This window comes from Actinotignum sanguinis, from assembly GCF_030230305.1.
Classification (GTDB): domain Bacteria; phylum Actinomycetota; class Actinomycetes; order Actinomycetales; family Actinomycetaceae; genus Actinotignum; species Actinotignum sanguinis.
In genome coordinates this window covers 1-24,159 of record NZ_JASPCQ010000005.1, presented here as the reverse complement: position 1 = coordinate 24,159, position 24,159 = coordinate 1, and the positions used below count along the sequence as shown (strand labels likewise).

Genomic DNA, 24,159 nt, shown 5'->3' with positions numbered 1-24,159 from the left:
TTACGCCAATTCGAGGCTGTCGCGTACCGCGGCCAGGAGCCGGCAGACGCGCGCCTGCGGCAGTGGCTCGGAAGAAAGCTGGTTCTCCACGTAGGAGAAGGAGATCCCGGTGCCCGGGTCCGCGAAGGAAAGGCAGCCGCCGCGCCCATTGTGCCCGAAGCTGCCGCGGGAGAGCATGGGTTCGCGCTGGCTACCCAGCTGGAAGACCAGCCCGTAGCGGGAGGTCGAATCGCACAGCACTTCGTCGAAGCCTTCAGCGCGGGTGGCCGATACCGCGGTAATGAGCTCGGCATCGTAGCGCGCATAGCGCCCATCGCAGAACATCGCGTAGAGGGTTGCCAAGGAGAGCGCATCAGCATGCCCGTTGATAGAGGGCATTTCCGCATCGAGGAAATGCGGGTCGGTGATGGCCGAATCGGTATCCTTCGGGGATTGGTAGGCGTAGGAGGTTGTGGACTTCGGGTCGGCCTGGGCCTGGCGCAGCGCGCCGCCCCAGCCCTGGGTGCGAGGCCCCCAGAAATGCTTGGCGATGCGCGACCGCTCAGATTCGGGGCAACCGATCCACACAGAAAGGTTGAGGGGAGCCCGGAAGTTTTCTTCCAGGTAGTGCTTCGGGGTGAGGCCGGAAACCCGCCGCACCAGCTCCCCGGCCAGATAGCCCATGGAGAGTGCGTGGTAGCCGTGTTTGGTTCCGGGCTCCCAGCGTGGGGCCTGGGCGGCGAGCTCGGAGGTAATAAGATCCCAATCAAAAAGCGCGCTCGCGGGCAGAATATGGTCAAAACCGGGCAGGCCGGCGGAGTGGCTGGCCAGCTGGCTCACCCGAATATCTTCCTTGCCATTGGCGGCAAATTCCGGCCAGTAATCTGCCACTCGCGCATCCGGATCAATGAGCCCGCGCGCCACGCAATCCGCGAAGCAGATGCCGGTTAGGCCCTTCGTTTGGGAGAAAATAAGCTGCACCGCGTTATCCGGGTAGGGTGTGCGCTCTGTGATCGGGTCTTCAACGACGGCGCCATCGGCCACGCCGCCCCCGGTATTTGCACCGGCGGGTGGGTTCCAGCCCCCGTAAATATTGACCACAGGTTCGCCGTGCCAGAGGACCGCGATTTGCCCGCCGCGATCTTGGTTGGTGGCGATGGAGGCGGCGAAAGCGTCCACCACCCGTGCAAATTCCGGGGCGTAGGAGCCGTGAATGGAATCGCGCGCCTGCGTGAATGTTGTCATGGATTCCTCCTTGAGTGCGCCGAGGGTAGTGATTTTCCCTCGGCAAGGTCCATATACGGGTGCGCGGTGGCTAGCTGCTCACGCATCCGGGAAAAGTAATACTCCTGAAATTCCAGTGCTTCAATCCAGAGGCGTTGCGCGCTGCGGGTGGCGCAGTGGTAGTTACGTTCGCGCCCCAGGCGCGCCAGGTATCCGTCGATAAAATTGAGCTGCTCGGGGAGCGGCATGGCGTCCATATTGTGATACAGCAGGGTGTCGTGGATGCGGTAGACGCTGAAACGGTCCACGTTATCGCAGTCCCCGACCGACCGCGCGAGCACGCTGGCCTCCGCCGGGTATTCGCGCTGGCCGCGATATTCGGGGGAGTCTTCCGGATATTCGCTGCGGCCATCGGTGTGCATGGCGATGCCCTGGCAGATCTCCGTGACTTCCGCTTCCGGCATGCCCAGGCTGTCCAAAAAGGGGCGGACGATTCGCGCGCCGGCCCGGCCGTGATCCACCGGCCGCGCGGAATCAAATTTCCCGATATCGTGCAGGAGGCAGGCAATTTCGAGGGTATCTACCGCGAGGCCTTCGGACATCGCGACCCCGCGCCCGATGGCCGCCACCCGCAAACAGTGTTCGTAGCGATAGCGGCGGGCGCGCGCGCTGGCCGGGGCACCTTCCAGGTGCTCGCGCAGGAACGCGAGGGCGGGGCGCAGGTACGGATTCGTTGTCACGTTTCTATTGTGGCACGCCACGCTACCTCCCTTCCGTACTTAAGTGTTACGACGACGCTTGCGCACCCGGCGCGCCACTACCCGCGCCAGGTAAATCCCCACCGCGCCCAATTCCCAGAAAAGGGCTTTCGGGGTGGTGGAAGGCGCAAGGCTGGCCCCGCGCATGACCGGGGTAAATCCGAATTTCACCGCGAAGTACCGGGCCCGGGGCACGTGCTGCCAGGAGGTCACGATGACCGCGGCGATGGTGCCATCGGGCAGTAGCCCGGGAACCGGATCGTACCGGCGGAGCAGCGCGGCGCAATCGCCCATATTTTCTTCGGTGGTGCGCGAGTGGCTTTCTGCCAGGAGAGCGCTGTGCGGCACTCCGCGAGAGGAAAGCCAGGAGGCCATGACCTGGGCTTCGCTGGGCACGCCGGGTGAGGCCCGCCCGCCCGAGCAGATGAGGGCGGGGCGTGCCCCGCGCGAGCGCGCGTAGCGATATTCGGCCAGGGCCCGTGCAAGGCGGCGTTTCAAACCACCGCTGGGTAGATACCCCAGGCGGGTGTGCACGATCCGGCCGCCCAGCACAATAATGACCGGAACGGCCGGATCGATGCCGGACATGGCCTAGTCCTGGTCCCGGTAAGCACCCTGCCACACGGTGGCGAAGGGGGTATTGGCTTCCACGCGGGCCTTAATACCGGCGGTCACCATATCCTTGGCACGCTGCACGGCTTCGTGGATCTCTACGCCCTTGGCCAGTTCCGCGGTGATGGCGGCGGCCAGGGTGCAGCCGGCACCCGAGACGCGTTCTTCACCGATCTTCGGGGCGCGGTACACGGTGGCTTTCTCACCATCCCAGAGCACATCCACGGCATCCGGGCCCGGGAAATCAATCCCGCCCTTGACCACCACGTACTTGGGGCCGAGCTCACCGATGCGCTTGGCGGCTTCGATGAGATCCTCCTCGGTTTCCAGCTTATCCAAGCCGGAGAGGGTACGAGCCTCAAAATTATTTGGGGTGGTGACGGTGGCGAAGGGAAGAATCTTAGTGCGCAGCGCATTATCGGTATCCAGTGCCTGGCCCGGTTCCTGACCCTTGCAGATGAGGACCGGATCCACCACTACATTGTCCCATTCCTGGGAAGCGAGCCCGGCGCGCACTGCTTCAATAGTATCCGGGTGGCCGAGCATGCCGACCTTCGCGGTGCGAATGTTCTGGGAGCGCAGCGCCGCTTCCATCTGGGCGCTAATCACTTCCGGAGGGACGGGCACGAAGCGATGGTTCCAGTTATTTTTCGGGTCGAAGGACACGATACACGTGAGCGTGCCCATGCCGTACACCCCGAGCTGCTGGAAGGTCTTCAAATCAACTTGGAATCCAGCACCGCCGGTAGCTTCAGACCCGGCGATGGTGTATGCAAAATACATTCCGCTCCTTTTCCTTACGGGTTCCTGGCACGGTGACGTTCACCTGATATTCCGCCCCAACCCACCGGGGCGTGACCTGCCTTTCACCACTTCTATGCTAGCGAAGGGCTACGCCATATTTATGGGGCGTTTTATGCGCTGGACACCAAAGCCCCGGCATTAGCCCAGCTCAGCCGCTATTCCCCATTACGGCGGAAGGTATCCGGGTGGCGCCCGGTGCGCCCGGCTTCGAAACGATCCATATTGTCGATTTCTTCCGCTTCTTCTTTGAGGAGCATGTACTCCAAGCAGGCCAGGTTTTCAGCCAGGTGCGCGGTGGAGGATGCCCCGGGGAAAACGATTCTCCCGCGCGAGAGGTGCCAGAGCAACACCAGTTGGGCAACGGTGCATCCCTTAGCTGCCGCAAGCTCGGCAAGCACGGCGTCGTCGTTCACAGCGCCGCGCGCCAGCGGCGCCCACGCTTCCACGCGAATCCCGGCGGCGGTGCAGTACTGCGTGACTTCGGCGTTCTGGAAATAGGGGTGCGCTTCGATTTGGTTGACGGCGGGCTGGATATGCGCGGCGAAACGCAGCGCCTCAAGGTGGTGGCGCTCGAAATTGGAAACGCCGATCGCGCGAGCGCGCCCGTCTGCCACAAATTCCTCCATGACCTGGTACGCCTCCACGTAATCGCCGCTAAGCATCGGCCAGTGAATGAGGAACAGATCAACGTAATCAGTGCCGAGATCCGCGAGTGAGCGCGCGAAAGTTTCCCGCACCGCGCGCGGAGCGTGATGGGGATTATCGAGTTTCGTGACAAGGAAAATATCCTCACGATCCACGCCAGATTCCGCGATTGCCGTGCCCACCGCGGCTTCGTTGCCGTACATTTGCGCGGTGTCGATATGCCGATAACCCATGGCGAGCGCCTCGCGCACGGCCCGGCGCGCGGTGACGTTGTCCATGCGGTAGGTCCCGATGCCCAGTTGCGGGATCCAATGGCCGGAATTGAGGGGAAGAAGCGGGATTGTTGCCATGGTTCTATTCTTGCAGAAGGTACGACGGCGCAGCGGCACTCCGGCACTCCGGCACCCGGCCGGCTACTCTAACATTGTTAGAGTAGCTTTAGAGTAGCTCCGGGTGACCCCGAGAAAACGTTGCTATGGCGCGGATTTCTACTCTCACTCCCGATGTTAGAGTACGTTAGAGTAGATGTGAGAGTAGCTTTATAGCAGCTCCCAGGTGGCGCGAGGATCGCGCGGGGATTTACCATTCCAGCGGATCACGCCAGCATCGCGCAGCATATTGAGATGGCGGAGCACGGTGGGTCGGGCAAGCTCCACAAGTTCGGTGATCTGCCCGGTTCCCAGCGGCTGTTGGGCCAGGCGCAGGGCGTCCAGAATCGCGCGGCCGCTCGGTCCGATCTGCCGCATGATTTCTTCCGGGATAGCGTTGCTGGCGAGGAGGGTGAGGCGCACGGCCTCGGGCAATTGCGCGTACAGGGGTTCGGCCAGTCCGGCCCGGCGCGTCTCTTCGAAAATGCGCCGAATGCCTTCGCCCAGTTCCTGCGTAATGCCCATATCGAAGAAAACTCTGGCGATACGCGGATTTCGGGCATTGCGCCCAATTCTTTCCGGATGGGAAATATCTACGAGACCGGGAAAACGCCCGGGGCTGGTGAACTCTATCCGGTTGGGGAAAATCTCCACTCGAATGTGATCGCCGGCAATGCCGTAGGAACGGTGGACGACGGCGTTGACCAGGCCCTCAAGCCACGCCTCCCGTGGAATAATCGGCACGTTAGCAAAAATACCCGCATCCGTGAGCCGGCGATGCCCCGGCAAAAACTCTTCAATAATGCGGCTGGCATCTGCAATTTGCCGCGGAAGGGATCCGCCTACCCGAATGTCTTTCCCGGCTTCTACGTTTTGGAAACGCCCAGCACCGCGTTCGTTATCGGAATACTTGACCACCCGTACGTAGGCGTTCGGAAAAACCTGTTGCGGATTTTTTGCGAAGAGGAGATACCCAGCTACTCGCAGTTGGCCATCGCGATCAATGAGGTCGCGGGCGCGTAGCGCATTGGTTCCCGAAGACGAGCTGAGTAGGGCGCGGTACGCTTCCAGTTGTTCCCGGTCGAGATCATCCAGCTGACCGCCGGGAACGGGAGCTCCATCAAAGCCAACAAAGCCGCGATCCCACTCAAGTTCTTGACGTTGCCGGAAAGTGAGTTTGCGCGTTTCATCCCCGATCCGCTGGAAACAATCGCCCTTGTTAGTTTCGTTCATTCCACTGGTCTTCTGGCAGGCGAAGAAGCTCGTCCACGGCTTCATGAACCGGAAGAGTGAGAAGGCTTTCCACGCTACGCTGCAGCATGCATCTACTCTAACATTGTTAGAGTAGCTTTAGAGTAGCTCCGGGTGACCCCGAGAAAACGTTGCTATGGCGCGGATTTCTACTCTAACTCCGGATGTTAGAGTACGTTAGAGTAGATGTGAGAGTAGCTTGATAGCTACCGAGAAACCGCTCGGGCACCCGGGTGCTTCATTCCCGAGTCAGAGCGAATCAATGGCATTTTTGGCGGTGACCAGATCCGCGCCGGTACGTTCCCGGTAGGCTTTGATGGCCTCAACCTTGCGCCCGCTGGCGGCCAAAGCGCGTTCCTCAGCACTGACCCCGTAGTCTGCTGCGGCGTCGTCGCCCGAAACCGTTCCCAACTGCGCACGTAACTGCGCAATAACCGCGCGCAAGCGTTTGTTTTCTTTCTGCAAGCGTTCAATTTCCGCAGCCTGATCAAACCACTTACCCACGGTTCCTCCTCGAACGTGCCGCTTTCGCATTAACTGTACGTATTTATTATTCCATTGTGCCCCGATCGCGGCACCGCAGAAATGAGAGCTACCGTACAGCCGGCGAGATCGGGCCGTCGCTCGGGTAATCTTCACGGTATGAGCGCGGTTACCTATCGTTTTCAGGGTTACACAGTCATCGAGCACCGCATCCAGGTGCCCCTTGATTACTTTGGTGCGTTCACCGAGCTGCCCCCGAATGAAGAAATTGCCCACGTTCCCGCCACCATCACGATTTTCGCGCGGGAAATCGTGCGGGCCGGCCGCGAAGATGCACCGCGTTTGGTGTACCTGGAAGGTGGGCCGGGCCACGCGGCACCGCGCCCCGCTGGTTTGAGTGGCTGGCAGGACCTGCTGCTCAACCATTACCGCCTCGTGCTGCTAGATGAACGCGGCACCGGAAATTCCTACCCGCTTGATTCGCTCACCATCACCGCGGCCGGCAGCCCCGCCGCTCAGGCCGCGCTGCTGTCCTGTTTCCGCCAGGATTCTATTGTGAACGACGCCGAACACCTGCGCCGCCACCTCCAAGGCGAGGAACCGTGGAGCGTGCTGGGGCAAAGTTTCGGAGGTTTCGCCGCGGTTTCGTACCTATCCCACGCGCCCGCAGGGTTGCGCGAGGTCATGATTACCGGAGGGCTGCCCAGCCTGGATGAGGGACCGCAGGCCGTGTACCGGCAGACGTTCCCGCGCCTAGCTGCCCGGAACCGCGCCTATTTCGAGCGTTATCCCGATGATGAAGGTACCGCTTGGTATATCACCACCCACCTGGCGGACGTGGAAGAAATTTTACCCACCGGGGAGCGCCTCACCCCGGCGCGTTTCCGCCAGCTCGGCCAGCGCCTCGGCTTCACCTACGGATTCGAGCAGCTCCACTACCTGCTCGAGGACCCGGTGTGGTCCTTCCGCGGGCAACGCCGGCTGCGGCCCAGCTTCTTGCAGCGGGTGGGTGAAGCGGTTTCAGCCGCCCATGCCCCGCTCTATTTCGCGCTCCAAGAAGCGATTTACGCGCAATCGGGCACCGGGCCGCTGGCCTGGGCCGCGCACCGGATCCGCGGGGAATTCCCCGAATTTGCCATCCCCGCGCTCGCGATGGGTGGGGTGGGTGAAACGGATCTACGTAAGGAAGGCCGCGGTTTCCGGTTCTCCGGGGAAAGTGTGTTCCCCTGGCAGTTCGAGCAGGACCCGGCGCTCCTCCCGCTGCGCGGGGCCGCTAATGAGCTGGCCTTCCGTACGTCCTGGCATGATCTGTACCGCCCGGATGTGCTGGGGGGTAACCAGGTTCCGGTGGCCGCGTGGATTTTCCGTCAGGATATGTACGTGCCGGCCGAACTTTCGTTGGAAACGGCCGGGCGCATTCGGGGCCTCACCGCGCTGATCAGCGATGATTACCAGCATGATGCGCTGGGCCGCGATCCGCATACCGTGATCAGCGCGCTGCTTGACGCAGTGTACCGGGAGCCCTAGAAGCGGGATCGCTCAGCGGAGCGCGAGCGCTCAGCGGAGCGGGACCGCTACTCGGTAATCCCCACCCCGCCGGTTTCCCGATTCATCCGAATCGCAAAAGCGCGCGCTTCTTCCAGATCGATGCCGTCGAGGAGGTGGGCGCGCGCGGCGGCGTCGTCCTCAGCGCGCAAGCGCGGCAGCGAGCGTTTCGAGCCGTTCTTCCCCACGAAATCGCGGTAAAACTCGCGCAGGATATCCATATCCGCCTCGACGTCGCCGGAAAGATACAGGTGCTTCCACCACCCGTATGTTTTGGTGCGCGAATCGATGAAGCCGAGGGTGATGGGCAGGCGGCCGGCCAGGCCCATGCGGTAAAAACCGGATTTCCAGTATTCAACATCCCGCCGGGTGCCTTCCGGGGCGAGCGCCACGCAGAATTCTTCGCTGCGTTCGGCCTGGTCGAGCAGTGAGCCCACGATTCCGCTGGGATGGTTGCGATCCACGGAAATTCCGCCGACGGCGCGCACCACCGCCCCCAGAATTGGGGCCTGCACGAGCGAATTTTTGACCAGGAATTTCATGGAGCGCCCGTAGCTCCAAAACGCGACAATATCGTAGATGCCGTCCCAATTAGAGGAATGCGGGGCGCCGATGAGAATCGTTTTTGGCGCGAGGGGTTCGTGCTTGAAGGTCCAGCGGGAGCAGGCGCGGAAAATACGCGCGGCGGCGCTACGGAATGCCATGGGGGTCCTTTCGCGGAGGGTGGCGTCTGGCCGGTATTGTACCCGCTTCTTGCGCGGGGCTTTTAAGCACGACGGCGCAGCTGTGGCCCACGCGCAACCCGGTGGCGCAGGCTCGTCGGGCTGTACACCGCGCGCTGGGCGCGCCGGGCGCGCCGGCCACGCCGGCCACGACGGCCACGACGGCCACGCAACGCTGCCTTAGATAAAGAAGCGGAATTCGGGCGAACCGGGTTCGACCTTGTGAATATCAATCCCGGAGCGATCCATGCGATCCAGCAGGTCAGCGAGGTTTTCCGGGTGTTGGATATCGATGCCGACCAGCGCCGGTCCGGTTTCGCGGTTGGTTTTCTTCGTGTATTCGAAGTACACGATGTCTTCGTCGGCCACGAGCACGCGGTCAAGGAATTCCTTGAGCGCCCCGGGTTTCTGCGCGAAGGTCACGAGGAAGTAGTGGCGCAGTCCTTCGTAGACCATCGAGCGTTCCAAAATATCGGCGTAGCGGGAAACGTCGTTATTCCCGCCGGAAATCACCGCGATAAGCGGGCGGGGCGGGGTGGCGGTATCGGGCTTGTTCCCGAGTTCTCCCAGCTCCCCTAGCTCCCGCAGCCGCCCCACCGCGGCCGGGGCGAGCGCGCCGGAAGGTTCGGCAATAATTCCGTCCACCTGGTAGAGCTCAAGCATTTCGGTGCACAGCGCCCCTTCGGGAACGGTGATAAAGCCGTCCACCAGGTCGCGCGCCGCGGCATAGGTGAGGTCACCCACGCGGGCCACCGCGGTGCCATCCGCGAAATTATCAACGGATTCCAGGGTGACCGGCCCGCCGGCGGCCAGCGCTGCCTGCATGGAGGCGGCGCCGGTGGGTTCCACCCCGATGACGCGGGTGTTCGGGTGGGCGTCTTTCACCCAGATCGCGGTGCCGGCCAGCAGCCCGCCGCCACCCACCGGCACCAGGACCGCTTCGGGTTCCAGCCCGCTTTGCTCCACGCACTGCTCAAAAGCTTCTGCGATGACGGTGCCCTGCCCGGCGATAATCGGGGCGGCATCAAAAGGATGCACGAAGGTCGCGCCGTGCGCAGAGGCGTAAGTCAGGGCGGCGCCGGCTGCGGCGTCGAACGTAGGTCCGCCGATAATCTGTTCCACCCACGCGCCGCCGATATCGCGGATGCGTTCGCGTTTCTGGCGCGGGGTGGTGGCGGGCAGGAAAATTTTGCCGTGAATCCGCAGGTGGTTGCAGGCATAGGCCACGCCCTGCGCGTGGTTGCCGGCCGAAGCGCAGACCACTCCGGCGGCGCGTTCCTTCTCCCCGAGCGCGTGAATCGCGTTGTAGGCTCCGCGGACTTTATAGCTGCGCCCGACCTGCGTATCTTCGCGTTTGAGGTAAACGGGGCGGCCAAGGGCGGCGGAGAGGCGCTCGGATAGCTGCAGCGGGGTGCGGCGCACGGTGCCCGCGAGGGTGCGGGCGGCTGCGGCGATGAGCTCGGGTGAAGGTAATTCAGTCATTCTCCTATTGTGCCGGGATGCGGGTGTGATGGCGTGGCTGTTTCACCACGTGGGTGCGCGCGTCTACGATGGAATCATGATGGAACCCGGCCACGGCCCCGGCGTCGATGCGGACGCCGATTTCGAATTCGAGCGCAAATTCCTGGTGCGCGAGCTTCCCGATGACGTCGCTGAGCACGCCTCCACCCAGGTCATCATCCAGGCTTATACTTTCGCGCAGGACGGGTACGCGGTGCGGGTGCGGGTACGTTTCCCCGATGCGTTCGTGCCTTTTGATGAGTTCGACGACGCCGCCGACTTCCGCGGTGGTTACGAACGCCGTGCGCTCGCGCGGATGCTGGGGGCGGGATGCCAGGCCAGCGCCTCGGTGGCGGTGAAATCCCCGGTGGTGAGCGCGGAGCGGTACGAAAAAGAAATGGAAATTGATACCGATGTGGCCGTGCAGATTCTGCGGCGCTCGGTGGATCTGGTCCTCAAGAATCGTTTTTCCCTGTGGCTCGATGAGGACGGCTGGGAATTCGATGCTTTCGGCGGGCAAAACGCGGGGCTCATTATCGCGGAGGTGGAGCGGCGTGCGCCGGTGGTGGATCTAAAAATTCCCGATTTTTGCGCCACCGAGGTTTCAGACGATCTACGTTTCACCAATGACCATCTTTCCAAGGATCCGTGGATGCAATGGGGTGCGGCCTATATGGAGGAGCTAGATGCGCGCGGGCCGCATTTCTTGGATCTGCACGCGCCCCAGCAGCGCGAACGCGAGGGCGAAGAAGCCTGAGCGTGGGATGTTACTGAGGGAGATTCACTCACGTAGCTTGACGATTCACCCAGGGGATTTTGGTGGAATAAGGTGCTTCTGAGCGCTCCACAAGGCTCCAATGTACCGAGTTTAAATTAATCAATATTAAATGTGAGTAATGGCACGGTGTTTGGTGGCGCGATAATCGCAAGTATTGTTGCGCATGCGTTTAGACTTATACAAGTACTCACTTGTTGCTACATTGACAGACCGGTGCCACCGTTTCGGTGTGCACACCACGGCATGTGTATCACTCAACCTGAGGTGAGCGGGTTGCTTGATCCTGCCGTTGAGGGGCGGCGTGCAAACGTCGCCCCTCTTTATTTTCCGCGGAGTGGTAGGGTTTCGCAAGCCTTCAAAGTTTCGGGCTCAGCGGTTGTGATTTTTCGTTGCTATACCAGGGGAAAGTCCGGGTAAGAGCAACCGTTTCTGCCTCGAAGGGTCATGCAGTCTCTTCAGAATCGTGAAATAACCAGAGTCCCCTCACGTAATATTTTTCCGCAGACGCGCGCCCCGACTTGTGGTTGTTACCGCGAGCTTATAGCGATCAGCCCGGGCAATAATGACGGATAGTTCGAATATCCGGCCTTGTGAATCAATGGAATGACGGAGAATTCTTAAGGCCGGGGAACCAGCTGGAACCCGGAGCTGCTTAGCTTGAACAGCGTTCAGCGTCGTCGCTTCATACACCTCATCTGCGCGTTCTGGAAGCGTTCCAGAATGGCGCGCAATCGCGGAATAAAGCGAATCTTCGAGCTCCTCCTCACTCAATTCTGGGCAGAGTTCCACCGGAATGTATGCGGTGGTGAGAAGTAGCGGCGTTTCATCGGCCAGCCGAACTCTTTCTATTTGCCAGACCGCGTTGCTCTCCTGTAATTCGAGCAGCTCGCTTACCCAGTTGGGCGCTTCCACTTGTTGGAAACTCACAACATGGGACGACGGCGTCTTACCGAAACCTGCCATCTCGGCAGAAAAATTGAGGGCGGTATCTAAACCGGGCCGGTCATTTCCTTTGGAAACGAAAGTCCCCTTACCGCGTTTACGGATAACCCGCCCAGATTTCACCAAACCCTCGAAACATTTACGTACGGTTGCTCGCGAAAGACCAAAGGACTCACACAAGGACTGTTCGGTGGGCAACGCTGTTCCTTCACTGAGGAATCCGGTGGCGATGAGCTGCACGATTCGTTCTTGTAATTGCCGGTACAGCGGGTGTTCGGACTCGGTATTCAAAGGCTGACTGGCGATGACATCGAGAGTGTTCATGGTCTCCTCGGTTTGTACGGTACAAAGCTAACATTACCGCGAATTTTGTAGACAGGTTGCATTTTCGGGGCTACCTTAAACCTAAAAGTATGGAACGTACCGGACAATGCAGTTCAATACGCGTTACTAATGAAAGGAAAATGATGATTCCCGCACGTAAAGCCGCTGATATGACTCCGGAGGAATTGGCACGCTACATTGATCAGTCAGTGCTCAAACCTGAATTCACCGATGATGACATTCGGAAGTACACCCAGGAAGGTATTGATTTTGGGTGCAAGACGATCTGTATTAATCCCGCGTCTCTCCCAATTGTGGCTCCCATGGTTGAGGGAACCAATACCGGCCTGTGTGTGGTGGCAGATTTCCCCTTCGGACTTGCCACAACTGAGGCGAAGGAAATGCTCACCGAGCACTATTGCTCGAAGTGGGATATTGAAGATCTCGATATTGTTGCTAATTACGGGTGGCTGCGCACAGGCCGTCTCGATGATGTTGTCAAGGATCTCGAACCGGTCGTAGCTGCCGCTCATAAGTGGAATACCAAGGTCAAGGTCATTATCGAAACGGACTCCCTCAACTTGGATCAGGTTGCGGAGGGGACGAAGGCGGCAATCCGCGCTGGAGCAGACTTCATTAAGACATCGACCGGGTTCTTCACCGGCGCTGAAAACAAGGGTGCGACGGTTGAGGTTGTGAAAACCATGATCGAGGCGGCTGACGGCAAGATTGCCGTGAAGGGCGCGGGATGCATTCGCACTCGTGAGCATTTCCTTGAACTCATTGATCTCGGTATTGACCGCATGGGCATTGGTTACCGCTCCACTCCGGTTGTTCTTGGCATTAACCCGCCAGCGGATAAATAGATGTGACGGGCCGAAAAGGGAAGAAAAGTGACTCACATAAGTACCACTCGTTTCCCTGAAGAATTCCTATGGGGAGGGGCCACGTCTGCCAGTCAGTTTGAGGGTGGGTGGAATGAGGATGGACGTGGCCCCTCAATCGGGGATCATCTGAGTGTAGGAAGTAGAACAACGAAGCGGGAGTTTTCCCTCTCGCTAGATCCGAATAAGCATTACCCGAGCCATCTTGCGGCTGACCATTACCATCATTGGCGTGAAGATATCGCGCTTCTTGCCGAGATGGGCTTCAATGTATACCGCTTTTCCATCAGCTGGACGCGTATATTCCCGCGGGGTGATGAAGATAGTCCTAATCCGGCAGGATTAGCTTTCTATCGCGCGTTGATTGACGAATGTCTCGCGAGTGGCATGATCCCGATGGTTACGATTACTCAGTACGAACCGCCGCTGTATTTAGCGCAAGAATACGGAGGCTGGTCGAACCGGAAAACCATCGATTTTTATCTGAAGTTCTGCGAAACAATCATGCGTGAGTTTCGCGGGAAAGTGCGGTATTGGATTCCATTTGTTGAGGTGAATCTGACCCTAACCGCTTTTGGTGAGGCGACCTCCGCGGGCATCCTACCGCCGGAAGGCCCCTTCCCGCGGGAAACGAATTCTCCTGAGCGCATCCAGGCCAGATACCAGGCTATGCACCATATTTTCGTTGCTAACGCGAAAGTGGTGAAGCTGGCGCGGGAGATTGACCCGGAGAACCATGTTGGGTGCATGCTTGCCGGCCCGGCGAGCTATCCCCTGACTTGCTCACCGGAAGATAATCTCGCGAATCTCCAGTCTCTCCAGCGTGACTGCTGGTTCTGTTCAGATGTGGCCGTACGCGGGGAGTACCCCGGTTATATGAAACGCCATATGGCTGAGGAGGGTATTTCCATCACTGTGGAGCCCGAGGACGCCGATCTTTTGCGCGCAGGAACGGTTGATTTTATTGGTTTCTCCTACTACTCCTCGAGCTGTATCAGTGCTGAAGGGCAGAGCGGGGTTGAGGGTAATAATCTTGCTGGCGTTCCCAATCCCTATCTCAAGAAAAGCGAATGGGGCTGGTTGGTTGATCCAATTGGGATCCGCATTGCCTGCAACCTGGTCTGGGATCGCTATCAGCTTCCAATGTACATCGTTGAAAACGGGCTCGGCGCCGTCGACGTTGTGACAGAAGATGGGCGAATCGAGGATGACTATCGCATTGATTACTTGCGCGCGCATATCGAGCAACTCAAAGAAGCGCTTGCCGATGGCGTGGACCTGCGCGGTTACATGACGTGGGGATGCGTTGATCTGATTGCTGAATCAACAGGACAGATGAGTAAACGGTACGGCTTTGTTCATGTGGATTTCGACGACGCAGGCCACGGGAGCGGGAAACGAACTCGGAAGAAGAGCTTTTTCTGGTACCGCGATGTGATCCGCAGCCGCGGAGAAAATATATAACACAAGAAAGGTGAGATGATGAGCAACGAAGCGATCATTGATCTGGCACAAAAAATAGAGGCAAAGAAGCCTAACGCTAATATTCCGGTTGGTTACGATGGTTTCATTGACCGTATTACCCATGTTGTTGACAAACGGCTTGGGCCGGATGATTACCAGCGTGTAGAGACGCTGACTGCTTACGGGCAGAAATTTATTGATGCTGCCGGGCTCAGTATGAATATCGAAATGGTGCCTGTTACCACGAAACTCGGGGGCGTGGCGACTATTCTTGCGAATTCACTGGCGACCTTGGGTAATCGGGTGACATATATGGGCGCGCTGGGCCTGGGTGGAGTCAATCCTGTTTTCCAGGATTTTGCGAATATGGCTGAGGAGGTTATTTCCTTCTCCGACCCCGGGGTTTCTGACGCACTGGAATTTACCGACGGCAAGGTGATTTCCAGCCAGCTGGAGCCGCTCAAGATGGTGAGCTGGGAGAACCTCCTTGAGGTAACCACGCTTGAGCGCCTGGTGGAGATTTTTGACCGCGCGGATATCGTAGCTTTTGCCGATTGGACCCTGCTGATTAATGTTGGCAGCATCTGGGATGGCATTGCTGACGAAGTTCTTCCGAAGATGACGAACCGCGAGCGGCGGATGATGTTCTTCGATCTTTCTGATCCGACTAAGCGCACAACGGAGGATGTCCTCAATGTTATGGCGACTATTCGCAAGTACGAGGAGTTCTTCGATACTACGCTCGGCCTCAACAAGAAGGAGGCTTATGAAGTGGCTAGCCGTTACGGTGCAGCGAAGGAGGACTTCGCGGATCTTCACGAGCTTGCGCGTTTCTTGCGGGAGAAGATTGGAATTAGCGAGATTGTTATTCACCCGGTGGATGGCGCGGTTCTCAGTAACGCTCACGAGGACGTTGCTGTTGATGGACCGTATTGTGCCGATCCAACGCTCACAACGGGCGGCGGGGATAATTTCAACTCGGGGTTCCTCACCGGGCGTTCGCTTGGTCTCACCAGTAAAGAATCGCTCTTTCTGGGTGTAGCGAACTCAGGCTTCTATGTTCGTGCGGGCCGGAGTCCTGCTTTCGATGAGCTCAGAGAATTCCTGGTGCAGTGGGCGCGGGGCGACATTGATTAATCATGGGCTACCGAAAGGAGGACAGCCATGAGTGAGAAAAAGACTTTCGATAAAATTATTGATGCCGTTGCGGCAATCTTTTTGCCCGTCATTAATCTGCTAACTGCAGCGGGTATTCTCAAGGGTATTTTGGCGATTTGCGTGGCGGCCGGGTGGTTGAGTGATGCCTCGGATACCTACCGGATTCTTGCTGCTATGGGCGACGCCGTTTTCTACTTCTTGCCGGTCCTGCTGGCATTTACGTCGGCTAAGAAGTTCGGCGCTAATCCGTATACGGCAGTGGTGATTGCGGGTGTGCTGCTGTACCCGGATCTGAACCAGACTTTGGAGTCCGGCACAACGATGTACTTCCTGGGGATCCCTGTCTTCAGCGCGATCTACCACTCCAGTGTTATCACGATTCTCATGACGGTTGGATTGCTGGCCTTTGTTGAGAAGGGTCTGGACAGGATTTTCCCAGAGGTGATTCGAGGATTCCTCACCCCGTTCATTTCGGTAATTCTGGTCGGGCTGGTCACGCTAATGGCGTTCGGGCCTATCGGCACGTTGATCAGTAATGGACTGGCTGCTGGATACGAGTTCCTATACGATCTTTCGCCGGCTGCGGCTGGTTTGGTTCTGGGTGCATGTTTCCAGCTTCTCGTTATTTTCGGTCTGCACTGGGGCATCATGCTGGTGTCGATGAATAATGTTGCTGCGCTGGGGCACGATACGGTTTTGGCCCTGTTCGGTCCCTCGATTTTCGCCCAGGCTGGCGCCGCGTTGGCGGTACTGGTGCGCTCGAAGAACGGAAAGACGCGTACGGTGTGTGCCTCCTCGGTGATTTCAGCATTGTTTGGAATTACCGAGCCGGCGTTGTTTGGTGTCAATCTTCCGCGAAAGACTCCCATGATTGCCGTCTGCCTTGGCGGTGGCGTGGGCGGCGCTATTGCAGGTATTTCGGGTGCGCAGGCTGGAGGTTTTGCGATTCCGTCGCTTGCTACACTGCCGGTGTTCTTCGGTAACGGGTTCGTTCTGTTCGTTATTTCCTGCTTGGTCGGGTTCCTCGTTGCATTCATCTGCACGCTGTTCTTGCGTTTCGAGGCTGACTTGAAGATCACAGAGGAAGAAGAGGTGAAGGCGACTAACTAAGCTATTTCCCCTTCCGTAGGCACTCTTTCACAGAGTGTTCGGAACAGTGGTTGTCATGTCTCCCGCGTGTGGCGGGGCTTGATCGGGTACTATCGGGCAGGCCCCGCCACAGTTGTTCTTCGCTACTGTATCGGCACGAAACTCTCACTGACCTTGTCATAGCGGTACCGGGTATTTTCCCCGTTTTGAATGAGCTCGATGGCGGTGGCGATGGCTTCGCGCGGGACGATGAACCATTCGCTCGGGTCGTAGTTTTTGCCCTCGCTATCAATTTGTGAGAGGGATACTTTTACGTCCGCGAAGATCTGGTGGAGTAGGTGCTCCAGCTTCGCGGCATTCACATCGTAGGTTACGTACGTGTCCACGATTTCAACGGGTGCCATGAGGTAGGTGGGTGATTGTTCCGCACCAGCGATGCGCTTTTCTACCGGCCCGCGTGAGAATCCGATCTTGTGGAGGTTACGCAGGCTGGAGATTTGCGGATCTGTGGAGAGTGACCGCAGCACATAGATCCACCCGGTTGGAGTTTCGTCCGGAGAAGCTTCGTTAGTAGTTCCACTAGATGCCTCAATATTTGCCGGCGGTTCAGCGTAGGCAAGATCGTAAGCCGCTTCTGCTGGTTGGGTGATGATCCGGCCGTCTTCTTCTCCCATGCGTCCTGCAAGGGATTGGCGGAAGAGATCAGATTCTGTTCCATTTTCGAAAATTACGCGCAGGCGCTGCCGGGTGCGGATTTCGCCGCCAGTAAGGTGTTTTTCGTCGTCTCCTTGGAAAGCGACATATCCCATGATGCCGTTGAGCACGAAGTACAGGCCCTCACGAATCGCGTTGATGCCGGTATCTAGACTCTTATAAGGCTTCTGCTCCACGATCCCAGCCGATAGCTGTGCATGCTTGGCTTTGAAGAGCGGCTCAAACTTCTCAAACTCTTTCGCTTTCACGCGTTTGGCCACGTAGTCCGGCGTAGCGATAGTCCGTGGCGGCGCAGCGGGGAGTCGGGACACATCCGTGATCCCGTATCCGTCGTCCAGGAGGTTGAACTCGTCGGAAGCCAGAACATCATCAATGTTTTGCGGAGCTTCGTGCCGGGTGAGTAGCCCGAATTCGGTGTCTAGGTCCTTGAGCTTTTCGAGCTTTTCGGGATCGGCACGGATTCCCTCCAGGCGTGCTCCGAGCTTACGTTCTCCGATAGTGCGGGTGTGGGGGTCAGGTTCGCGCCCTTCTTTGGCTCGGAAGTCCACGATTTCCAGGAAGGCACGTTCTAGGCGGTCTTCGCTGGTGAAACGCCGCGGGGCCGGAGGCGCGTCAAGTAGCCCTTCGGTATCCGAGGCAAGGATCTTCGCGAATTCAGCTTCAAAATCGAAATCGGCCATTAGTTCTTGTCCCCCTGGGAAGCATCGGTACCCGCGGTACGTGCCGGTACCGGAACATCTGCGGCGTGCTTGCCGCCGCTACGGACTGCCTCGGGTTCGCTCTGCTCAGCCCCAGCTTCAGCCGCTGCCTCGGCGGCGGCCTTCTCAGCATCCCGCTTTGCTTTTTCGCGCTGAAGCACGAGCAGGCCTTCGGCGTACATTTTCTCGGTTGGGTTTTCGCTGCGCACGTCTGGGCGGCGGCCATTGACCTTGACCCAGTCGGTGATTGCCGGCCACATCTCCATCGCTTCTTCCGGCTTCAGGGTGATGCGGGTAGCGGCGATGGCGTCTTGGATGATGCGCAGCACCGGGCTGGAGACCTGCTTGGACATCACTTCAAAAGCCTTCTGGAAGGGGTTGATCGATTCGATGAGGTCGATATTGATCTCATCGATATCCACAAACTTGTTCCCCGCCTCCACGAAGCGCCGGTCACCCACGGTCCGCACCTCACCGGCCTTGATTACCGAGGAGACCACCACATGCTGGCGAACTTGCTCCACTTCTTTCTCGGTCAGATCCGGGTAGGTTTCGCGAATGATCCGCGGGATAAGCACCTTGTTGATGACTTCGGGTTCGGCAGCTCCGGCCGCGGCCCGCGCCACCTGGTCATCTTGCAAAATATTGGCCTTCAGATCATCAATACCGGTGGCGATAATCTCCTTGGCGCGCTTGGTAGATGGCTCCATCAGGCCTTTGACTTCCAGGGTGCCGGGATCTGGGGTTTCGTCTGTGTTCCGCTTGGCTTGGAAGTTGTAGTTCGGGGCAAGCACTTGCTCCATGAGCAGCGCCGCGGTGATGCCTTTCAGCACGTTGTTCACGGAGAGCGTCACTTCGTTTTGGGTGGCATCCGGTTCGGCCAGCAGGTTGGTGAATTGCGCGTGGCTTTTCCCGGGGCTATCGCGGGTAACGCGCCCGATGATCTGGATGAGCTCGGTATGCGAGGCTCGGTAACCAACCGTGAGGGCGTGTTCCGCGAAAGGCCAGTCGAAACCTTCTTTCGCCATGCCGAGCGCGATGATGATATCGGCGGCATCGCGATTCTTCGCGGCCACATCAGTCAAGTACACCAGGGTCTTAGCGCGCGCTTTCTCATCACTATCATCCACAAGATCGGCCACGCGCAGCACGGCACCGGTGTCGCGCCGCCGCACGAAGATCATGCAGTCGTCCCCGGGGAAACGCGGCTCTACCTGCGCAACTTCTTCGGGCGGAAGCACCTCGCCAATAATATCGAGGATCTTCCCGACTTCTTCGTACTTGTCCTTCGTGGATTCCCCGGAGTTCACGGAGGGGATATGCAGAATGGTTTTCTTGTCGAGATCCAGCACTTCCGCGATGGCATCGGTGTAACGGCCCTGGTAGAAGTGGTGGCCGATCCCTAGTGTTTTCAGGTATTGGTAGCCGTTGAGCTGGTCGTAATAGTTGAAAGTGACGGGCGTGAATTTCGCTTCGTCTTTCGGGTCCAGCACGGGCACGGAGTCACCACGGAAATAGGAGCCGGTCATGGCGATGATATGCGCGTCGGACTGCTCCATAATGGCATGCAGCACGGAGCCGAGCCGGTTGTTGTCCAGGTCGGCGGAGACGTGATGGAATTCGTCAATCGCGATCACGCAGCCGTTGAAATCCTCGGGTTTGGCCTGTTCGAAGGCGAAACGCAGGGTGGCGTGCGTGCAGACGAGCGTGGCATCCGGCCCTTCCAGGAAACGCAGAAATGCGGCGACTTTCGATTCGTTGCTGCCGGGTGTGCACAGGTTGTTCGCGGGTTTGACGTCCCAGTCCGCGAAGAAGCCGTAGGTGGTGAGGTCGGTGGGCGCGAAGGACGCACCGATGGAGCGTTCGGGTACCGCCACGATCACCTTGCGCCGGCCCTGGTTGAAGAGCTTATCGAGCGCAATAAACATGAGCGCGCGCGATTTCCCGGAAGCCGGCGGCGCCTTGATGAGCAGGTACTGGGAGGCGCGCTGTTCATAGGCACGAGCCTGCATTTCCCGCATCCCGAGCTCATCGGTGGCAACCGATTTCCCGGTTTGCGCATAGGTCACGTCCACAACGTTTTCGGTGGCCACGGCTATTTCCCTTCTGCTTCGATCATCTGCTGATACTTCGCGAATAGCACCGCGAGGCGTTCCTCATCGGATGCGAACGGGGTGCTCTTATAAAGTCTATCGACGGCTTCGTCATTTTTTTCGTGTGCTTCGCGGAGGTTGCGTGGCATGAGGTCTGGGTCGTAGAGCTCGGCTAAGGTTTTTTCGCAGTGGTATTCGCGTACATCGAGTACGCGTAGCGCGCGTTTCGTGAGTTCTTCTTTCGACGACGCCGATAACTCTGGCACGGGAAAAGTGTTATAAACCAAGGTATTCGAGTACCGGAAGTCGGTTTTCATCTTCCCGCCAACAGCGCGTAGCCAGGCCATGTGCATTTTCGAGGTCAGCAAGGCGAACAGCCACGGCTCAGCATCGTAAACTGCAAATGCAAGGTTAGAGATAACTGTGTCAGGATCGAGATAACCAATAGGAACGTATTGTCGGCGTTCGGAAGAAACTGCCGGTACGATAATCGAATCGGTGGGCTTGTAGCGGACTTCCCCAAATCGCCAAGGGATGGCAGAAAACTCTTGGGTCTGCTTCTTCGTACTGGCCGAACGCATGGCGGAAACGTGCTCCAGGCGCCGCTTTATTTCTGGAATCTTGGCTGCTTCGTGCCGGTTTTCCTCCGTGAGCCACAGGCAGTAGCGGTCTTTCCCATTGATGTAATCATCAGCGCCCACGAACTGCTTAATTACTTCGGAAAGCTCAGGATAGCTGGTAAGAAGATCTTCTGCCTCTTGAGCAGAAAGAATGAGGTTACCCCCGTCGGTCGGTTGGGAGCCTTTGGTCATTTTTGGAAGAGTCGATGATAGAGCCTTACCTTGCGCTGTTACGAAAGTATCCTCTCCGGAAATGAGGTAGGCGTTAATATTTTCCACCGTGGTTTGGACGAGGTCCGTGAAGAGGTATTTCGTCTCGGAGGATTCATTGCGCAGGCTAATAACTGCCACGGTCACACCCGCATTATGGGAGGCATTATTGCTCCACTTGAAGGAGGTGTAGGCGTAGCCAATCTCTATACCGCCCGTGAAAACATGGGGGTGGAGCAGGGCAACCTGCTCGCCCTGGGTAATGGAATTCGTGGTCACGAAAGAGAGCTTGGCCCGGCTGCCGCGAATGTAATTGGCACCCTTAATGAACCACAGGGAAACATAATCGAGCTTCTTAGGATACTTCTCAGTGCCAAAAACAAAGTGAAAATCTTGTTTCTGGGAGGATATTTGGCCCGCCGAACCTACATAGGGTGGGTTTCCGATTAAATAAATTTCGTCGGTGCCGTTGTTGGGGCAGACTTCGTTCCAGTCGAGGCGGGTGGCGTTGCCGTGCACGATGTGCCCGGTTTCCTTAAGTGGAATGAGGGGAATATCCAGGCCGAATTTGGCTTTGAACTCCTGGTTCATCTGGTGTTTGGCGATCCAGAGTGAAAGGATAGCCATCTCCACGGAGATATCATCAATTTCGATGCCGTAGAAGTTCTCAATATTGATCACCGAGGAGCCAAAGCCCAGGGTGGCAGCGCCGAGCTTCTCTTCCTCACCCATGCCGAGCAGGCCCCAGCGGCCCGCCGAGGAAAGAGAATCGATGCGATCCAGGATTGCGTGTTCGAGCTTGCGCAATTCCTTATATGCGATAACTAAAAAGTTGCCACTGCCGCTGGCCGGATCAAAAAGCTTGATTTTTGAAATTCTTGTGAGGAGTTTCTTGAGTCGCGGTACCGATTCGCAGGCTTTGTCATATTCGTTCCAGAGTTCATCCAAGAAGAGCGGTTTGATGGTTTTGAGGATATTGGGGACCGAGGTGTAGTGCTGGCCCAGATTAGCGCGCTGATCCTTATCTACCACTGCCTGGAACATGGAGCCGAAAATATCCGGGTTGATTTCCGACCAATCCAGGGTGCCGAGCTCCAGGAGCGAATCGCGCGCGTGCTTGGTGAATTGGGGGACTGTCAAGGAGGCGGCGTCGTCGTTATTAATGCGGAAAAGGCGACCATTGACGTAGGGGAAGCTCTGCAAGTAGACGGGTTTATCGGACGTGTTCGGGGTGTCCAGCGCGTGGAAAAGTGCGGTGAGGAATGCGGCGGTGTCGGAGCCGTCGCGCTGGGTGTGTGAGCCGACCGCGCTGGTGAACTGGCCTTTTGCGAAGATGCCGGTATCCTCCGCGAAGAAACAGAAGAGGAGGCGAGTGAAGAAGATGTTGAGGCTGTGGGGAGATTTGTCCTCGTGGAAGAGGTTGGGGTTGGCGGCGAGGAGTTCGTCGTACACCTTGCTCATGTGTTCGGCGGCGCGGCGGTCCGCGTGGGTATCCGAGGAGAAGTGCTGTTTCTCCATATTCGCCCAGGGGAGGAAGAAGGTGAAATCGCTGGCGAGTTTGGCGAGGGGGATGCTGAGGGAATCGCCGGTTTTGGTATCAATTGCGGCGAGGGATTCGTAATTTGTGGCGATGACGAAGCGGGTATTGAAGCGGAGCGCGGCTTCGCTGGTTTTCATTTCCAGCGCGGCGGCCATGAGGTCACGGCTGGTTTCGGCCAGGTAGATCTTGTTTTTCCACACGATATCGCGCTCCGGGTTCGCCGCGACGTTGAGCGAGCTGGCGGTGGTGGAACGCAGGCGGGTGACGCTGGATTTGGAGATGCCGTAAGCGAGGAGGAGGTCGAAGAAGAAATCGCGAGTGAAGGGCGCACGGGAGGTGAGTTTCTTGACGTTCTCCTCAATACTCTGGAGGGTGATGGCCACGGCCGGCTCCTTTCGCGGACGGGCCCGGGCGCGGCGCGGGTGCTGCGGCTCGGGCGGTACGTTCCTATCTTAGAGGGGGCTTGCGACAGAAAATTTGTGCACGTACTTCAGGCTATGCGGGGAAGTTGAGTGGCAGGGTGAGGTCGTATTGTTCTGCGTCGTAGAGGTGGTCGGCTAGATCCACGATCTGCCCGGACTCATCGTAAGCGCTACGCCTCACTCGTAAGAGAGGAGCCCCGGATGCCACGTGGAGAAGTTCTGCTTCCACGGGAGTTGCGCTGCGCGCGCTGATACGCTGGACCCCGCCCCGTAACACAATCCCGTGACTCTTGAAGAAATCATAGAGACCACCCGATGATATAGCGGTAAGCGAGGGAGCCAGATCGGCAGGGATCCAGTTACGCATAATCCCCATACGGTTTCCCTCCGCCCACCGCAAACGTTCTAAAGCCACAATTTCTTTACCTTCCGGGCAGTGCATATCGGCAGCTAGACCACTATCAGCAAACACCACCCGATACTGGAGAACATCCGTGCGCGGTTCACGGCCCGCGGCCCGTAAATCATCGGAAAGACTAGCCAGGGAAGGATCCCTTTGGAAAACCCGTGGCATCACCCTGGTTCCCACACGCGGACGCCGTGAGAGTTTCCCCTCATCAGTCAGGACTTGTAATGCCCGCCGTAGCGTGGGGCGCGAGACACCCAGCCTGCGTGACATGGACACTTCGTCTTCAAGGAGTTGTCCGGGTAAGAGCGTGCCAGAGTCAATAAGACTCGCTAATGATTGCGTGATTTGCTGATGTAAAGGAGTGGAAGACCGAGAGTCGAAACTAATCCGGGGAGCAACCGGAACATCCAGCTGATCTGCATCGTCTTTTCCATGGGGGTTTGACATTAACGTGACCCTCTCACTCTTATTTGTTCACCCAATTGTAAACATAGCCGATCGTCGTATGTTTAGCCAGTATTTCTGTAGTTTTAGCGATTCATAGCGGTTTATATGGCCACGTTCATCGAAGTTTCCCCGCCATTCTGGCTGGTCTTTTGTATTTACAAGTAGGGGGTCTGGGGTTATTTTGGGAACAAATGAGACACCCCGCTGGTGGGGTGCTGGTTTGGACTCACAAAGGAGTGATAACGAATGGATATACCTCATTGGATTAATGGTGGCCTGTACACGGGCCAGCCGGAGGGAAAGATCGCGGTTGACGACCCGGCGAGTGGCGAGATTCGCGGGTATTTGTTACAGGCAAGCCGTGAAGATCTTGACTACGCAGTAGAGATTGCGGTTGAAGCTCAAAAAGCTTGGGCTCGTACCTCGTTGGCGAAGCGTACCGAGATCATGTATCGGATGCGTCAGCTCGTCCTTGA

21 protein-coding genes and 1 pseudogene are annotated in these 24,159 nt (G+C 58.0%); 7 read left to right on the top strand and 15 right to left on the bottom strand.

All coding sequences use genetic code 11. The features are described from left to right. The 7 genes from QP828_RS03970 to QP828_RS03940 form a co-directional block, all read right to left on the bottom strand. The gene (locus QP828_RS03970) at window positions 1-1,224 is read right to left on the bottom strand and encodes a serine hydrolase domain-containing protein (protein WP_274732599.1); all 1,224 of its coding nucleotides are present in this window, start codon (window positions 1,222-1,224) and stop codon (window positions 1-3) included. Beyond that, on the bottom strand, window positions 1,221-1,943 hold the full coding sequence (locus QP828_RS03965) for an HD domain-containing protein (protein ID WP_274732601.1): 723 nt from the start codon (window positions 1,941-1,943) through the stop codon (window positions 1,221-1,223). Before QP828_RS03965 ends, QP828_RS03970 begins: the two co-directional genes overlap by 4 nt. Window positions 1,944-1,982: 39 nt before the next feature. Continuing rightward, on the bottom strand, window positions 1,983-2,549 hold the full coding sequence (locus QP828_RS03960; RefSeq protein ID WP_274732603.1) for a YdcF family protein: 567 nt from the start codon (window positions 2,547-2,549) through the stop codon (window positions 1,983-1,985). Between the two features lie 3 nt (window positions 2,550-2,552). Next, window positions 2,553-3,356, bottom strand: coding sequence for a bifunctional hydroxymethylpyrimidine kinase/phosphomethylpyrimidine kinase (gene thiD, locus QP828_RS03955; protein WP_274732605.1), 804 nt, complete (start codon window positions 3,354-3,356; stop codon window positions 2,553-2,555). 176 nt (window positions 3,357-3,532) lie between these two features. Beyond that, window positions 3,533-4,372: an aldo/keto reductase gene (locus tag QP828_RS03950; protein WP_274732607.1), complete on the bottom strand. Its 840-nt coding sequence runs from the start codon at window positions 4,370-4,372 to the stop codon at window positions 3,533-3,535. A gap of 189 nt (window positions 4,373-4,561) precedes the next feature. Then, on the bottom strand, window positions 4,562-5,668 hold the full coding sequence (locus QP828_RS03945; protein WP_274732608.1) for an ATP-binding protein: 1,107 nt from the start codon (window positions 5,666-5,668) through the stop codon (window positions 4,562-4,564). A gap of 222 nt (window positions 5,669-5,890) precedes the next feature. Continuing rightward, on the bottom strand, window positions 5,891-6,145 hold the full coding sequence (locus tag QP828_RS03940) for a 50S ribosomal protein L7/L12 (RefSeq protein WP_274732609.1): 255 nt from the start codon (window positions 6,143-6,145) through the stop codon (window positions 5,891-5,893). 138 nt (window positions 6,146-6,283) lie between these two features. On the opposite strand from QP828_RS03940, the gene QP828_RS03935 reads away from it, so the two are divergent. Beyond that, window positions 6,284-7,651 carry an alpha/beta fold hydrolase gene (locus tag QP828_RS03935; RefSeq protein WP_274732610.1) on the top strand — a complete coding sequence of 456 codons (1,368 nt, stop codon included), beginning with the start codon at window positions 6,284-6,286 and terminating at the stop codon, window positions 7,649-7,651. Between the two features lie 47 nt (window positions 7,652-7,698). Here QP828_RS03935 and QP828_RS03930 read toward each other — a convergent pair whose 3' ends face one another. Together QP828_RS03930 and ilvA are read right to left on the bottom strand one after the other, a co-directional pair. After that, window positions 7,699-8,373 (bottom strand): 1-acyl-sn-glycerol-3-phosphate acyltransferase, encoded by a 675-nt coding sequence (locus tag QP828_RS03930; protein ID WP_126135490.1) that lies wholly within the window; start codon window positions 8,371-8,373, stop codon window positions 7,699-7,701. A gap of 198 nt (window positions 8,374-8,571) precedes the next feature. Continuing rightward, window positions 8,572-9,873: a threonine ammonia-lyase IlvA gene (ilvA, locus tag QP828_RS03925; protein WP_274732612.1), complete on the bottom strand. Its 1,302-nt coding sequence runs from the start codon at window positions 9,871-9,873 to the stop codon at window positions 8,572-8,574. Window positions 9,874-9,949: 76 nt separating this feature from the next. Here ilvA and QP828_RS03920 point away from each other — a divergent pair, with 76 nt between their 5' ends. Further along, window positions 9,950-10,648 (top strand): CYTH domain-containing protein, encoded by a 699-nt coding sequence (locus tag QP828_RS03920; RefSeq protein WP_274732613.1) that lies wholly within the window; start codon window positions 9,950-9,952, stop codon window positions 10,646-10,648. Window positions 10,649-11,152: 504 nt separating this feature from the next. Here QP828_RS03920 and QP828_RS03915 read toward each other — a convergent pair. Then, window positions 11,153-11,935: a GntR family transcriptional regulator gene (locus tag QP828_RS03915; protein ID WP_274732615.1), complete on the bottom strand. Its 783-nt coding sequence runs from the start codon at window positions 11,933-11,935 to the stop codon at window positions 11,153-11,155. Between the two features lie 140 nt (window positions 11,936-12,075). Between QP828_RS03915 and deoC the strand changes: the two genes are divergently transcribed. The 4 genes from deoC to QP828_RS03895 are packed head-to-tail and all read left to right on the top strand — an operon-like array spanning window position 12,076 to window position 16,551. Beyond that, complete coding sequence (gene deoC / locus QP828_RS03910; RefSeq protein ID WP_274732616.1) at window positions 12,076-12,801, top strand: deoxyribose-phosphate aldolase; 726 nt, start codon at window positions 12,076-12,078, stop codon at window positions 12,799-12,801. Window positions 12,802-12,828: 27 nt separating this feature from the next. Further along, entirely contained in the window at window positions 12,829-14,283 is a 1,455-nt protein-coding gene (locus tag QP828_RS03905) for a glycoside hydrolase family 1 protein (protein WP_274736450.1), read from the top strand. A gap of 15 nt (window positions 14,284-14,298) precedes the next feature. Then, window positions 14,299-15,420, top strand: coding sequence for a PfkB family carbohydrate kinase (locus QP828_RS03900; RefSeq protein WP_274732618.1), 1,122 nt, complete (start codon window positions 14,299-14,301; stop codon window positions 15,418-15,420). A gap of 27 nt (window positions 15,421-15,447) precedes the next feature. Then, window positions 15,448-16,551, top strand: coding sequence for a PTS transporter subunit EIIC (locus QP828_RS03895; protein WP_274732620.1), 1,104 nt, complete (start codon window positions 15,448-15,450; stop codon window positions 16,549-16,551). Window positions 16,552-16,673: 122 nt separating this feature from the next. On the opposite strand, the gene QP828_RS03890 is transcribed toward QP828_RS03895, so the two are convergent. The 5 genes and pseudogenes from QP828_RS03890 to QP828_RS08785 form a co-directional block, all read right to left on the bottom strand. Further along, window positions 16,674-17,924, bottom strand: coding sequence for a GIY-YIG nuclease family protein (locus QP828_RS03890; protein ID WP_274732622.1), 1,251 nt, complete (start codon window positions 17,922-17,924; stop codon window positions 16,674-16,676). After that, on the bottom strand, window positions 17,924-20,035 hold the full coding sequence (locus QP828_RS03885) for a DEAD/DEAH box helicase (RefSeq protein ID WP_274732624.1): 2,112 nt from the start codon (window positions 20,033-20,035) through the stop codon (window positions 17,924-17,926). Before QP828_RS03885 ends, QP828_RS03890 begins: the two co-directional genes overlap by 1 nt. Before the next feature lie 2 nt (window positions 20,036-20,037). Further along, window positions 20,038-22,788: a class I SAM-dependent DNA methyltransferase gene (locus tag QP828_RS03880; protein WP_274732625.1), complete on the bottom strand. Its 2,751-nt coding sequence runs from the start codon at window positions 22,786-22,788 to the stop codon at window positions 20,038-20,040. A 112-nt stretch (window positions 22,789-22,900) separates the two neighbouring features. Further along, the gene (locus tag QP828_RS03875) at window positions 22,901-23,401 is read right to left on the bottom strand and encodes a GntR family transcriptional regulator (RefSeq protein ID WP_274732626.1); all 501 of its coding nucleotides are present in this window, start codon (window positions 23,399-23,401) and stop codon (window positions 22,901-22,903) included. A gap of 12 nt (window positions 23,402-23,413) precedes the next feature. Next, a pseudogene (locus QP828_RS08785) lies at window positions 23,414-23,683 on the bottom strand (GntR family transcriptional regulator); the annotation flags it as partial. A gap of 246 nt (window positions 23,684-23,929) precedes the next feature. Between QP828_RS08785 and QP828_RS03870 the strand changes: the two are divergent. Beyond that, window positions 23,930-24,159 (top strand): aldehyde dehydrogenase family protein (locus QP828_RS03870; protein ID WP_284891295.1); only part of this gene is annotated, 230 nt, incomplete at its 3' end.

Coding starts and splice junctions, on each gene's coding strand:
- QP828_RS03970 (WP_274732599.1), bottom strand. CDS start 1,224: ATGACAACATTCACGCAGGCGCGCGATTCCATTCACGGCTCCTACGCC.
- QP828_RS03960 (WP_274732603.1), bottom strand. CDS start 2,549: ATGTCCGGCATCGATCCGGCCGTTCCGGTCATTATTGTGCTGGGCGGC.
- thiD (WP_274732605.1), bottom strand. CDS start 3,356: ATGTATTTTGCATACACCATCGCCGGGTCTGAAGCTACCGGCGGTGCT.
- QP828_RS03950 (WP_274732607.1), bottom strand. CDS start 4,372: ATGGCAACAATCCCGCTTCTTCCCCTCAATTCCGGCCATTGGATCCCG.
- QP828_RS03945 (WP_274732608.1), bottom strand. CDS start 5,668: ATGAAGCCGTGGACGAGCTTCTTCGCCTGCCAGAAGACCAGTGGAATG.
- QP828_RS03935 (WP_274732610.1), top strand. CDS start 6,284: ATGAGCGCGGTTACCTATCGTTTTCAGGGTTACACAGTCATCGAGCAC.
- QP828_RS03930 (WP_126135490.1), bottom strand. CDS start 8,373: ATGGCATTCCGTAGCGCCGCCGCGCGTATTTTCCGCGCCTGCTCCCGC.
- ilvA (WP_274732612.1), bottom strand. CDS start 9,873: ATGACTGAATTACCTTCACCCGAGCTCATCGCCGCAGCCGCCCGCACC.
- QP828_RS03920 (WP_274732613.1), top strand. CDS start 9,950: ATGATGGAACCCGGCCACGGCCCCGGCGTCGATGCGGACGCCGATTTC.
- QP828_RS03915 (WP_274732615.1), bottom strand. CDS start 11,935: ATGAACACTCTCGATGTCATCGCCAGTCAGCCTTTGAATACCGAGTCC.
- deoC (WP_274732616.1), top strand. CDS start 12,076: ATGATGATTCCCGCACGTAAAGCCGCTGATATGACTCCGGAGGAATTG.
- QP828_RS03900 (WP_274732618.1), top strand. CDS start 14,299: ATGATGAGCAACGAAGCGATCATTGATCTGGCACAAAAAATAGAGGCA.
- QP828_RS03895 (WP_274732620.1), top strand. CDS start 15,448: ATGAGTGAGAAAAAGACTTTCGATAAAATTATTGATGCCGTTGCGGCA.
- QP828_RS03890 (WP_274732622.1), bottom strand. CDS start 17,924: ATGGCCGATTTCGATTTTGAAGCTGAATTCGCGAAGATCCTTGCCTCG.
- QP828_RS03875 (WP_274732626.1), bottom strand. CDS start 23,401: ATGCCACGGGTTTTCCAAAGGGATCCTTCCCTGGCTAGTCTTTCCGAT.